The 12,320-nt window shown below is 63.0% G+C and carries 8 protein-coding genes; 4 read left to right on the top strand and 4 right to left on the bottom strand.

Annotation, left to right across the window (positions count from 1 at the left end; genetic code table 11):
• Position 1 precedes the first annotated feature (1 nt).
• Positions 2–3,127, top strand: coding sequence for an efflux RND transporter permease subunit (locus ACTRWG_RS00750; protein ID WP_027237645.1), 3,126 nt, complete (start codon positions 2–4; stop codon positions 3,125–3,127).
• A 70-nt stretch (positions 3,128–3,197) separates the two neighbouring features.
• Here the strand turns inward: ACTRWG_RS00750 and ACTRWG_RS00755 are convergent, their stop codons facing one another.
• Entirely contained in the window at positions 3,198–3,410 is a 213-nt protein-coding gene (locus ACTRWG_RS00755; RefSeq protein WP_027237646.1) for a hypothetical protein, read from the bottom strand.
• Positions 3,411–3,916: 506 nt separating this feature from the next.
• On the opposite strand from ACTRWG_RS00755, the gene ACTRWG_RS00760 reads away from it, so the two are divergent.
• From ACTRWG_RS00760 to ACTRWG_RS00770, 3 genes are all read left to right on the top strand, one after another.
• A complete protein-coding gene (locus tag ACTRWG_RS00760; RefSeq protein ID WP_027237647.1) occupies positions 3,917–4,882 on the top strand; it encodes a TAXI family TRAP transporter solute-binding subunit in 966 nt (321 codons plus the stop codon).
• A gap of 109 nt (positions 4,883–4,991) precedes the next feature.
• The gene (locus ACTRWG_RS00765) at positions 4,992–7,601 is read left to right on the top strand and encodes a TRAP transporter permease (RefSeq protein ID WP_027237648.1); all 2,610 of its coding nucleotides are present in this window, start codon (positions 4,992–4,994) and stop codon (positions 7,599–7,601) included.
• Positions 7,598–8,029, top strand: a complete 432-nt coding sequence (locus ACTRWG_RS00770; RefSeq protein WP_027237649.1) for a universal stress protein — start codon at positions 7,598–7,600, stop codon at positions 8,027–8,029. Before ACTRWG_RS00765 ends, ACTRWG_RS00770 begins: the two co-directional genes overlap by 4 nt.
• 27 nt (positions 8,030–8,056) lie before the next feature.
• On the opposite strand, the gene ACTRWG_RS00775 is transcribed toward ACTRWG_RS00770, so the two are convergent.
• From ACTRWG_RS00775 to ACTRWG_RS00785, 3 genes are read right to left on the bottom strand one after another with little or no spacing between them, the layout of a single operon-like run.
• On the bottom strand, positions 8,057–9,106 hold the full coding sequence (locus ACTRWG_RS00775; protein ID WP_462828831.1) for a lipocalin-like domain-containing protein: 1,050 nt from the start codon (positions 9,104–9,106) through the stop codon (positions 8,057–8,059).
• Positions 9,096–11,513 (bottom strand): ABC transporter permease, encoded by a 2,418-nt coding sequence (locus ACTRWG_RS00780; protein ID WP_027237651.1) that lies wholly within the window; start codon positions 11,511–11,513, stop codon positions 9,096–9,098. Before ACTRWG_RS00780 ends, ACTRWG_RS00775 begins: the two co-directional genes overlap by 11 nt.
• Positions 11,510–12,166 (bottom strand): ABC transporter ATP-binding protein, encoded by a 657-nt coding sequence (locus ACTRWG_RS00785; protein ID WP_027237652.1) that lies wholly within the window; start codon positions 12,164–12,166, stop codon positions 11,510–11,512. Before ACTRWG_RS00785 ends, ACTRWG_RS00780 begins: the two co-directional genes overlap by 4 nt.
• Positions 12,167–12,320: the final 154 nt, after the last annotated feature.

Genomic DNA, 12,320 nt, shown 5'->3' on the forward strand with positions numbered 1-12,320 from the left:
GATGTTTTCCTCTCTCTTTATCTCACGCCCTAAATTCGCAATTGTCATTTCCCTGGTTCTGACGGTCATGGGGATGATCGGCTATTTCGTTCTGCCTGTTGCACAGTTCCCGGAAATCACTCCGCCGGTGGTGAACGTCACCGCCAGCTACCCGGGCGCCAACGCGGAAACCGTTGAAAAAAGCGTCGCCGCGCCGATCGAGGCGCAGGTGAACGGGGTGGACGGGATGCTCTATATGTCCTCCAACTCCGCCGACAACGGCAGCTATTCGCTGTCGGTGACCTTTGAGGTCGGCACCGACCCGGACATTGCCTCCGTCAACGTGCAGAACCGCGTGGCGCAAGCGGTTGCGGCGCTGCCCGCCGAAGTCACGGCCAACGGTGTGGTGACGCAGAAAAGCTCCTCCAACATGCTGCTGGTGACGGCGCTCACCTCACCCGAGGGGACCTATGACAGCGTGTTCCTGTCGAACTATGCCGCCATCAACATCAAGGATGCGCTGGCGCGGGTGGCCGGCGTCGGCAAGGCGGACATCCTGACAAACTTTGAATACGCCATGCGCGTCTGGCTCGACCCCAACAAGATGGCCGGTCTCGGCATATCGCCCGGCGACGTGATCAACGCGGTGCGGGAGCAGAATATCGAGGTCTCGGCGGGGCAGGTGGGTGCACCGCCGGTGCCCGGCGACCAGGTGTTCCAGTACACCATCAAATCCAAGGGCCGCCTGACCGAGGTCAGCGAGTTCGAGGACATCGTGATCCGCACCGGCAACGGCGGCAGCACCGTGCGGCTGAGCGATATCGCGCGGGTGGAACTGGGCGCCTCCAACTACAGCGCCTCGGGCTTTTACGATGGCGTGCCGGCCACCATCCTGGCGGTCTATCAGGCCCCTGGCGCCAATGCGCTGGCCGTTTCCGAAGCGGTGCTGGCCGAGCTGGAGAGGCTGTCGCAGGATTTCCCTGCAGACGTCGCCTATTCCGTGCCCTTCAACACCACCGATTTTGTGGAGCAATCGCTGAACGACGTGATCACCACCCTGATGATGACCTTTGTGCTGGTGATATCGGTGGTGTTTATCTTCCTCGGCTCGCTGCGGGCGACCGTTATTCCGGCGGTGGCAATCCCGGTGTCGCTGATCGGGACCTTTGCGTTTTTGCTGGCCCTTGGCATGTCACTCAACACCATCTCGCTGTTTGCGCTGGTGCTGGCGATCGGCATCGTGGTCGATGACGCCATCGTGGTGGTGGAGAACGTCGAACGGATCATCGCCGAGGAGGGTCTGCCCCCGGTGGAGGCCACCCGCAAGGCGATGGGTCAGATCACCGGACCGGTTATCGCGACCACGCTGGTGCTGCTGGCGGTGTTTGTGCCGGTCACCTTCATGCCCGGGATCACCGGCAAGCTGTTCTCCCAGTTTGCCGTGACCATTTCGGTTGCGGTTGTGATCTCCTCGATCAATGCACTGACCCTGTCGCCCGCGCTTTGCGCCATGGTGCTGAAACCCCGGTCAGGCCCGCCCAAGGGGCTGCTGGCCCTGTTTGAGAACATGATCGGCGGTGTGCGCAACGGCTACCTGGGCATTGTCACGCGCCTGCTGCGCCTGCCGGTGATCGGGCTGGCGATTATCGCGGCTTTTGCCTTCGGCACCGGATCGGTATTTACGGCGACATCAAAAGGCTTCCTCCCGTCCGAGGACAACGGGTACCTGTTTGTCGATGTGCAGCTGCCCGATGCGGCGGCCTTGGGGCGGACCGAAACGGTGACCAGCCGGATTGACGAACAGATCCGCCAGATCCCCGGCGTCCAGGGCACAGTCCTGGTCAATGGCTTCAGCCTGCTGAACGGCGCCAGCGCCAATGGCGCGATGATCATCGCCAACCTGGCTCCGTGGGATGAGCGGCAGAGCGAACCCCTGCAGCCAAACGCTATCCTCGGCCAGATCTACGGGATCGCCAACGCCGAGGCCGCGGCCAGCATCGTTGCCTTCAACCCGCCGCCGATCTCCGGACTGGGCATGTCGGCCGGTGTAGAGATGGCGGTCCAGCAAACCGCGGGCGGCACTCCGCAGGATCTGGCTCAGTCGGTGGGATCGCTGGTCTATTCTGCCAATCAGCGGCCCGAGATCGCCCAGTCCTACACCACCTTCCGGGCCAACGTGCCGCAGGTATTTGTCGATCTGGACCGGGAGAAGGCCAAGACGCTGAACGTGCCGATTGCCGAGGTGTTCCAGACCATGCAGACGCATCTGGGCTCTTACTATGTCAACGATTTCAACCTGTTCGGTCGCGTCTACAAGGTGATGCTGCAGGCTGAGGGCTCCTATCGCGACAAGATCGAGGACATTGGCGGGCTTTATGTGCGGGCGCAGACCGGCGAGATGGTGCCGCTGTCGACCCTCATAGATGTGGAGAACGTGCTGGGGCCGGTGCTCCTTAAGCGGCACAATATCTTCCGCTCAGCCACTGTGACGGCAGTGCCCGGGCCCGGGCTGTCAACCGGGGATGCCATCCAGGTGATGCAGGAGGAGGCCGCCACGGCGCTGCCGCCGGGCTATGCCTTTGAGTGGACCGGCACCGCGCAGCAGCAGCTGGATTCCGCGGGGCTGGTGACGGTGATCCTGGCGATGGCGGTGCTGTTCGGCTACCTGTTCCTGGTGGCGCAATACGAAAGCTGGACCATGCCGGTTGCGATCCTCCTGTCTGTTATCGTTGCCTTGTTCGGCGCCGTCGCGGCGGTAGCCATCGCAGGCAATGACATCAACCTCTACACCCAGATCGGGATGATCATGCTGATTGGCCTTGCGTCCAAGAACGCCATCCTCATCGTTGAATTTGCGATGGAGCAGCGCGCGGCCGGCCTAAGTATCCGGGACGCCGCGCAAGAGGCCGCCAAGCAGCGGTTCCGCGCCGTGATGATGACGGCGCTGTCCTTCCTGCTGGGGGTGGTGCCGCTGATGGCGGCCTCCGGCGCAGGGGCTTCCAGCCAGCGCGCCATCGGTATCGCGGTCTTTGGCGGCATGCTGGCAGCGACGGTTGTCGGGGTGATCGTGGTGCCGGTGCTTTATGCAATGATGCAAGGCATGCGCGAACGCATCAAGGGCACGCCCGCAGCCAGCCCGGCAGAATAACGATGCGGCCCCCGCGAGCCTGCGGGCTGGCGGGGCCGTCCGTGCGTGCCGAAGCTTGGATGCAGCGTATTCAGCCCTGGCGTGCCCGCAGGCCGCGTTCATGGGCCGCCGACAGGATCAGATCCCATTTCCGCGGCGTGCAGCGGAACTCCGGTTCCACATCGCAGGTCAGCGGCGCACTGGTCTCCTGCGGTATCTTGCGGGCCTCGGCGGAGACGCAGCGCTCCAAAGCCCAGAAATCCGTCAGCGACGGGTTGTCGTGAATTACTTGGCTCAGCAGCATTGCCGCAAGCTCCCTGACTTCCTGCCCGCAGTTTCGGTTCTTGAACCGCGGATCAATTTTTGTGTGACGCTTATTAGCGCCATCTGCCGGATTTGTCACCAGGGCAATCCCCCAACCAACAGCAAACAAGCGCAAAAAGCGGTGGCAGACCCCGCCCGGCACGTGACAGCCCAACCGCAATTGCCGTAGCGCAAGAATCGCCGGCCCGCAGATTTCCCTTGCAATTAAATTCTTTGTATGCCGGTACCTGGAAGCCAGGGAAAACTGACGGGGAAATTTACCTAACTGTCGTCATGGCAGAGAAAAATGCTGTTTTCAGGGGTGCGTCAATAGATAGCACCCTTGACTTGGGAAGGTCCCGGTGAAACCCTTGCGGGCGTGCAAAAAAAATCCGCACACGCCTTGCTTGGGGGCCAAATTCTCTGGCCGTGCGATAAGCAAAACACCGCTTTCGCTAAGCCCCGGGCCGGGCTGAAAATCATAAGACAAGTGGGAGAGACTTGATCATGAAACACACCAAGCTGGCGATCGGTGCTTTGGTGACCGCGGCCTTTATGGCTCCGGCAGCATCTGCGCAGGAATTCATCACCATCGGCACCGGCGGCGTGACCGGCGTGTATTATCCGACCGGCGGCGCCATTTGCCGTCTGGTGAACAAGGGCCGCAAGGAGCACGGCTTCAAGTGCGCCGTCGAATCCACCGGCGGTTCGGTCTACAACATCAACACCATCCGCGAGGGCGAGCTGCAATTCGGCGTCGCCCAGTCGGACTGGCAGTACCACGCCTACAACGGCTCCTCCAAGTTTGAGGAAGCGGGCCCGTTCGAAGGCCTGCGCGCCGTGTTCTCGGTGCATCCGGAGCCGTTCACCGTGGTGGCCCGCGCCGATGCCGGCATTTCCACCTTTGACGACCTCAAGGGCAAGCGCGTCAACATCGGCAACCCGGGCTCCGGCCAGCGCGGCACCATGGAAGTACTGATGGACGCCAAGGGCTGGGGCATGGAAGATTTCGCCCTGGCAACCGAGCTGAAGGCGGCGGAACAGTCCGCGGCGCTGTGCGACAACCAGATCGACGCGATGATCTATACCGTCGGCCACCCGTCCGGCTCCATCCAGGAAGCCACCACTGCCTGTGACTCTGTTCTGGTCACCGTGGACGGCGAAGCGGTTGAGAAACTGGTTGGCGACAACTCCTTTTACCGCACAGCCACCATTCCCGGCGGCATGTACCGCGGCACCGACGAGGACGTGAAGACCTTTGGTGTGGGCGCGACCTTCGTGACCTCGGCAGACGTGTCCGAGGATGCGGTTTATGCGGTCGTCAGCTCGGTATTCGAAAACTTCGAAGCCTTCCAGAAGCTGCACCCGGCCTTCGCCAACCTGAAGCCGGAAGAGATGATTGCGGACGGCCTGTCGGCTCCGCTGCATCCTGGCGCGGCCAAGTACTATAAGGAAAAAGGCTGGATCGAGTAATCCGCCTGAGCACTGGGACGGGGCGCATCAGCGCCCCGTTTCTGCCCCCGGATCGGGGGATGAAATTTGAGGCCGAGCCGCTCCGCGCCGGCCCTAGGGGAGATTATCCATGACATCCGATGCTCAGGGAAATCGACCGCTCAGCGAAGAAGAGCTTCAGGAACTTGTCGCGTCCTCTGACGCCGGCGCCCGCAACCCGGTGGGAAGCGTGGGGCTGTTTCTGGCAATCGTCGCAGTCATCTGGTCGGTTTTCCAAGTCATTCTGGCTTCACCAGTTTCCAACTTGCTGCTGCCTGGCAGCGTGGTGAACAATTCGCGGCAAATCCATTTGGCCTTTGCCATTTTCCTGGCCTATGCCGCCTATCCCGCATTAAAAAGCAGCCCGCGCGGATACATTCCGATACAGGACTGGATCTTTGCCATCGCCGGGACCGGCATCGCGCTCTATGGCTATATTTTCTATCAGAAAATCGTCGACTCTGGCGGCCTTGCCGATGACATGGACAAGTGGTTTGCCCTGGCCGGCCTGATCCTGCTGTTCGAAGCCGCACGCCGCGCTTTGGGGCCGGCAATGGCGATCATTGCGACAATTTTCCTTCTCTATGTTTTCTTCGGCTCTTCGGAATACGTGCCCGAAGTCATCCGCTGGAAAGGGGCCAGCCTGAAAAAGGCGATGAGCCACATGTGGATCACGTCTGAGGGCGTGTTCGGCATTGCCCTGGGTGTGTCCACCAAATTCGTGTTCCTGTTTGTGCTGTTCGGCGCGCTGCTGGATAAGGCAGGCGCCGGCAATTACTTCATCAAGATGGCCTTTGGCGCGCTTGGCCACCTGCGCGGCGGCCCGGCCAAAGCGGCGGTTGTGGGCTCTGCCGCGACCGGCCTGATCTCCGGCTCCTCGATTGCCAACGTGGTCACCACCGGCACCTTCACCATCCCGCTGATGAAACGCGTGGGCTTCACGTCAGAACAGGCGGGCTCGGTTGAGGTTGCGTCCTCCGTGAACGGCCAGATCATGCCGCCTGTGATGGGCGCTGCGGCCTTCCTGATGGTGGAATATGTGGGCATCTCCTATGTCGAGGTGATCACCCACGCCTTCCTGCCGGCTGCGATTTCCTACATCGCGCTGGTCTATATCGTGCACCTGGAAGCGGTGAAGCGGAACATGCCGACGCTGGGCAACCGCGTGGTGTCCATGGGCCGTACTATTGGCGGTATGGCGCTGTTCTTTGCCGGCTTCGCAGCGCTTTGCTATGGCGTGCAGTACCCGGTGAAATGGATCGTTGCAGCCATGCCGGACGCGTCCGGGCTGACGCTGTCAGCCTTGGTTGTGACCGCCTATATCGCACTGCTGTGGCTGGCCGCCGGCGTTGATGATCTGGTGCCGGATGACCCCAATGCCGCAGAGGTCGAACTGCCTGTTGTGGCAGAAATCTATAAGGCGGGACTGCATTACCTGCTGCCGATCATCGTGCTGGTCTACTTCCTGATGATCGAGCAGAAGTCGCCCGGTCTTTCCGCCTTCTGGGCCACGGCGCTGCTGTTCGTGATCCTGGTGACCCAAAAACCGCTCAAGGCCATTTTCCGCGGCCAGAGCGATATGGCCAATGCCTTCATGGAAGGCGTTAGCGACCTGTGGCACGGGCTGATCGACGGCGCCCGCAACATGATCGGCATCGCGCTGGCAACCGCCACCGCCGGTGTGATCGTGGGCACCGTCACCCTCACCGGTGTGGGGCAGGTGATGTCAGAGCTGGTTGAGTTCATCTCGGGCGGCAACCTGATCCTGATGCTGGTTATGGTCGGCATACTGTCTCTGGTTCTGGGCATGGGTCTTCCGACCACCGCCAACTACATCGTCGTCAGCTCGCTGATGGCCGGTGTCGTGGTGGAACTGGGTGCCCAGTCGGGCCTTATCGTGCCGCTGATCGCGGTGCACCTGTTCGTGTTCTACTTCGGGATCATGGCCGACGTGACGCCGCCAGTCGGGCTTGCCAGCTTTGCCGCGGCCGCTGTGTCTGGCGGCGATGCCATCCGCACCGGTTTCACCGCATTCTTCTACAGCCTGCGGACCGTGGCGCTGCCGTTCGTGTTCATCTTCAACACCGATCTCCTGCTGATTGATGTGAACTGGATACAGGGGATACTGGTTGCCATATCGGCTACCATCGCGATCCTGGTCTTTACCGCCGGCACAATGGGCTATTTCATCAGCCGCAACCGGATCTATGAAAGCATCCTGCTGATCTTTGCCGCCTTTGCGCTGTTCCGGCCGGACTTTTTCATGGACCGGATTATGCCACCCTATGCGCAGGTTCCGCCGGCGCAGCTGGTGCAGGCGATGGATGAGGCAGAGCCGGGCGCTGAGCTGCGGATCACTGTGGAAGGCCCTGATTTCGACACGTCCGAAATCAAAAGCACGACGATGCTCCTGACCGCCGATGGCACTGGCGGCCAGCAGGCTGTGGATGCCTATGGCCTGCTGCTGCTGGAAGAGGACGGCGTGGTGAAACTGGAGGAGCCGATGTTCGGCACCCCGGCGGCGCCCAATCTGGAAAGCTTTGACTTCTACGCCGACGAACCGGTGCGGATCATTGCAATCCAGGCCCCGGCCAGCCAGCTGCCCAAGGAACTGATCTTCATCCCGGCGCTGCTGCTGGTGGCGCTGATTGCGTTTCTGCAGCGCGGACGCGCGCGTGAACAGGAAGGAGTACCGGCATGAGCAAACCCGTTCTTTGCGCCCTGGAGCTGAGCGACCGCGCCTTGGACGAAAAGGTCCTGACCGAGGCCGCCAGGCTGGCGGATCTTGACGGCGCCCAGCTGGACGTGGTCAACGTCCTGCCCAACTTCGGCGAGACCTGGGTGTCCGGCTTTTTCGAGGAACACCACCACGAAAAGGCAGTAGAGGACGCCACCAAGCGGCTTCAGGACCTGTGCAGCAAGCTGCTGGGGGAAGAGCGCAATGCAAAGGTGCGCCATCTGGTGGCCACCGGCACAGCCTATCAGGAGATCCTGAAAGTGGCCGAAACGGCGGGCAGCGGGCTGATCGTGATCGGCGCGCACAAGCCGGATCTGAAAGACTACCTGCTCGGGCCCAATGCGGCCCGGGTGATCCGGCACTCGGATTGCTCGGTCTTTGTGGTCCGCTGAACATCTTAGGGGCGCCTTCGGGCGCCCTTATTCGTACCCGGTCATCTCAAGATAGCCCGTGCCGCTGTGGCTGCCGGTGACTGTGACCGGCCCTTCCCAATACGAGAATGTGGTGCCCATCCAGCTTTGCGGGTTAAGTGCCTGGACTTCAACGGAAACAGCTTTCTCCGGCAGGCGCGCGCTCCAGCGTGTCGGGATCCTGCGGCCCTGCACCTCGCTGTATTCCAAGGGCTCGGCTTGGAAGGTCCCCGGCTCCAGCGGCTCCGCCGTGCCATCTGCCGAAATCCAGGTGCCGGAGGTGAAATCGCCGCTTTCTGCCCGTAGGACAAAGCCCATCAGCTTGGCGCCGTTCTCGAAGCTGAGCGAGAACCAGTCCCAGCCGCTTTGATCCTCAGCCAGCGGCTGGCTGGACCATTCCCTGTCCAGCCAGCCGTGGCCCGTGACCTCAACCGCGCTCTGGGGAAACGACACGGTGCCGGTGACCTCGTAATGCGGCTGCGAATAGTAATAACTCGCCTGGACGCTGGCGGATTTCACGGAATACCCGTCTTCTCCATGCAGCACTAAGGGGCCAGACGCGGTGAGTTGCAGATCATAGGAAAAAGTTACGCCCGCAGCGGTAAGCTTCAGGTTTTCAAGTCCATGTTGGGACGACGCCATCTGCCAGTTGTCGATCCAGGCCGCGAAGGGCTGCGCTGTGACGCCTGCCTGGCCGATGCCGCCGCGGGCGATACGCTCGGCAAAAAGGTGCTGATCCGGTGCGGTCACTGCCGCATGGGCCATCCATATCTGCGGATTCTGCCAGCCGGCCCCGTCGCCTGGCGCCAGGGCCGAGCGGAACAGCGTCCATTGGACGCCGTAATCCCGGCCATCCGCGCCTTCAAGATTGGCGGTCAAGTACCACCACTCAATACGGAAGTCCGGGTGCGGGCCATGATCCGCGGGGAAGTCCAGCTGATAGCCGCGCTGCGGTATGGCAAAGCCTTCGGCCTCTGAGCCCAGACCGGCAAACCCTTGCGGCAGCGCGGGCGAAGCCCACCCGGCAACAACAAGCGCGAGGACAGTTCTAGCGTTCATTGGCAAACACCTTGAGCAGTTCGGACGGATCGAGCCGGCTGAGCCGGCGCGCGGGCAGGGCGGCAGCCACCATGGCGGCCAGCAGCGCCAGCAGAAACAGCCGCAGCCAGTCGCCCGGGAAGACATGCATGGGCAGCTTCCAGCCAAAAGCTTCGACATTGATCACCGCAAGCAGCGCCCAGGCCAGGATCAGCCCCAGCGGCAGCGCCAGCACCGCGGTGATCGCGGCGAGCAGGACACTGCGCAGCACCTCGGTTGCGGCAAGCTGGCGGCGGCTGAGCCCCATCGCCCAGACCGGCGCCAGCTGCGGCAGGCGCTGGCTCCACAAGGTCAGCAGGCTGGTCAGCATGGCAAAGGCGGCCACCCCGAGGGTCAGCAGGTTCAGCGCGGCGGTAACGACAAAGGTCCGGTCGAACACCGCCAGCGAGCGCGCCTTGAGGCTCGCCTGATCAACGATGTTTTCCCGTGGTATTTCAAAACTCTCCCGGATGGTGCTGATGAGGTCAGGAACCTGATCCGGCGGCAATCGCAGGCCGAACTGCCGGTTGGGTATGCCGGGCGCGCGGGCCAGCAGTTGGTGCAGCGCGGCAATCGCCTGGCCGTTGGGGTTGCCGTAGTCGGAATAGATCCCGGCAATCGTCAGCGACCATCCGGGTTCAAGCTGGAGCTTTCCGCCAGGCGCCAGGCCGTGGCGGCGGGCTAGCTGCTCGTTTATCAGCACGGCCTCTCCGGCAGCGACGCGATCCCAGACCCGCGGCAAGGCCTGTAGCAACGGCCAATGCTCCCGGTAGGTCGGATCGTCCACCACCCCATAGATCCGAAGCGGCGCCCCTTTGAACCGCAGATCGCTTCGGCGGATCGGCAGCACGGTTACCCCTTGGCCGTCGAGCCAATCGGCAAGCGCTGCGCCTTGCGCGTCAGTTCCTGCGGTCACATAGACCTCAGCCGCCAGGCGCTGGTCCAGCCAGCCCACAAACGTGAGCCTGAAACTGGAAACCATCGTTCCCACGCCAATATTCGTCGCCAGCGCCAGCAGCAGCGCCATCAGGGCAAGCGACATGCCCGGCAGCTGCGCCCGGGTGTCAGCCCAAAGCCATTCCGCATATGGCCGCCGGGCCAGCCGCGCGCCGAGCCGGAGGCCGCCTGAAATCAGCAAGGGCAGCATCAAAGCGGCGCCCAGCATCAGGCCGCCAAGAAAGACAAACCCGGAAACAAGCCCCTGAAATAAATTAATAACGTAAATCCCTGCCAGGATGCAGACGCCCCCCGCAGCGGCAGATAGCAGATGCGTCCGGCCAGCCTGCTGGCCGCGGGCGCGGGTTGCTGGTGCCGCCAGGAGCGGCATCCGCCACATCGCAAAAAGCGCCTGTGCCCCGGCCAGGAATGTACCGCCAAGCGCCATTGCAAGCCCGGACAAGACCCAGCCAGGGCGCAGGGACAGGCTGCCATCCACCGGCGCCCCGTAGAGCCCGGCCAATGTGGCACTGACATCCGGCAGCAGCGCCGCAGCAACCAGGTAACCGCCTGCCAGCCCAGCCGCACCCGCAATCAATGCTGCAATCGCCAGTTCTGCGGCGAACAGGCCGGTCAGGACTTGCATCGGCACCCCAAGCCCGCGCAGCGTCCGGATCAGGCCGCGGCGCTGCTCCAGGCTGAGGGTGATTGTCCCCTGGACAATGAACAGCCCCACAGCGAAGGACAGCAGCCCAAAGGCGGTCAGATTGAGGTGAAAACTGTCGGTGAGCCGCGCGGTGTCTGCTGCTGCGCTTTGGGCGGCAACGCGGGTCAGCGCGGGGGCGAGTTCCGCCAGCGGTGTCAGGCCCGGAATCTGGCCGGGCAGGACCAGAAGATAGCTCAGCGCCTCCGGTTGCTTCAGCAGACGGCTGGCGAGGCTCAAATCAGCCACCAGCACACCGCGGGGCAAGGCGCTGGTGCGGGTGACCGGGTGCTGCTGCTGCGCGGCTGCAAGCTCTGCTGCAGTGTCCGGATGCGCAAAGAAGCGGCCCGGCGCCAGCAGCGCGTCCAGCGGCGGCGCGCCATCCTGTTCCGCTGCTTCGGCCATGTCCGCCACCAGCGGATGGCTGAGCAGGTCAACGCCCATAATATCAAAGCTTTGCCGCCCGAACCTGACAGTGCCTTCCAGCACCGGCGCCAGCTTCCAGCCCGCCCGGCGCAGGGCTGCATACTGGCGCAATGCGATACCGCCGCTATCCGGCACCAGCCGGTCAGCACCTGCGGTGCCCAGCTGCTGCGCCGCCCGGGCATAGCTGGCGCGGGCCTCGCCATTGATCGCCTGCACTGCCGACCACAGGCCGGTGGCCAACGCCAGCCCGGCAATCAGTGTCGCCAGCTGCAGCGGATGGCGCCGCCAGTGGGACAGGATGGATCCCAGGGCGGCGCGGATCATGCGGCCTTGCCGTGCTTGAGGTGCAGCTGCCGGTCCAGCATCTGTGCGATTGCGGCGGAATGTGTGACCAGAAACAGCGCCGCACCGCTTTCCCGCACCAGTTCCAGCATCAGCTCCATCACCGCGGCGCTGGCGGTCTCATCCAGGTTTCCGGTCGGCTCATCCGCCAGCAGCAGTTTGGGACGCAGGGCAAGGGCGCGCGCGATGGCAACCCGTTGCTGCTGGCCGCCCGACAGCTGCTCCGGGTAGCGGTCAAGCAGCCCGGACAGGCCAAGGCGGTCCGCCAGCTGCTGGCCCCAAACCGCGTCCCAGCGGCCGCCAAGCCGCGCGTGCAGCGAGATGTTTTTCCGGACCGTGAGTGAAGGGATGAGATTAAATTGCTGGAAAACCAGAGAAACCTCTTTCCTGCGAAGCGCTGCGCGATGGCGGTCGCCAAGACCGGAAAGCCGGGTGGCTCCAATCTCGATCTCGCCGCTGTCAAAGTGATCCAGCGCTCCGGCCAAGTGCAGCAGGGTGCTTTTGCCGGAACCGCTGTCACCCGTCAGCGCCAGGCTGGTACCCGCAGCAAGGTCAAGCGACACCCCCCGCAGCACGGCGGTTTCCGAGGTCTGGCCGGGATAAGCCTTGGTCACGTTGCGGATCTTCAGAACCATTCTACGGCACCTCCGGCGTTTGGCCGTCCATTCCTGCAAATGCACTCAATACCTCTGGCTCTTGGAAGTCCAGTGCGGCAGAAAGACAGGGCCGGATGCCTGCTGCTGGCGATCCTCGGCTTAAGTGGTTAAGAACAGAAACCAATTAGGCGGC

The organism is Leisingera sp. G5_S3_59_S7 (assembly GCF_054968485.1).

What these genes read in the sequence shown, in the direction of transcription:
- ACTRWG_RS00780 (WP_027237651.1), bottom strand. Translation starts at nt 11,513, where the DNA reads ATGATCCGCGCCGCCCTGGGATCCATCCTGTCCCACTGGCGGCGCCAT.
- ACTRWG_RS00750 (WP_027237645.1), top strand. Translation starts at nt 2, where the DNA reads ATGTTTTCCTCTCTCTTTATCTCACGCCCTAAATTCGCAATTGTCATT.
- ACTRWG_RS00760 (WP_027237647.1), top strand. Translation starts at nt 3,917, where the DNA reads ATGAAACACACCAAGCTGGCGATCGGTGCTTTGGTGACCGCGGCCTTT.
- ACTRWG_RS00765 (WP_027237648.1), top strand. Translation starts at nt 4,992, where the DNA reads ATGACATCCGATGCTCAGGGAAATCGACCGCTCAGCGAAGAAGAGCTT.
- ACTRWG_RS00770 (WP_027237649.1), top strand. Translation starts at nt 7,598, where the DNA reads ATGAGCAAACCCGTTCTTTGCGCCCTGGAGCTGAGCGACCGCGCCTTG.
- ACTRWG_RS00785 (WP_027237652.1), bottom strand. Translation starts at nt 12,166, where the DNA reads ATGGTTCTGAAGATCCGCAACGTGACCAAGGCTTATCCCGGCCAGACC.
- ACTRWG_RS00775 (WP_462828831.1), bottom strand. Translation starts at nt 9,106, where the DNA reads ATGAACGCTAGAACTGTCCTCGCGCTTGTTGTTGCCGGGTGGGCTTCG.
- ACTRWG_RS00755 (WP_027237646.1), bottom strand. Translation starts at nt 3,410, where the DNA reads ATGCTGCTGAGCCAAGTAATTCACGACAACCCGTCGCTGACGGATTTC.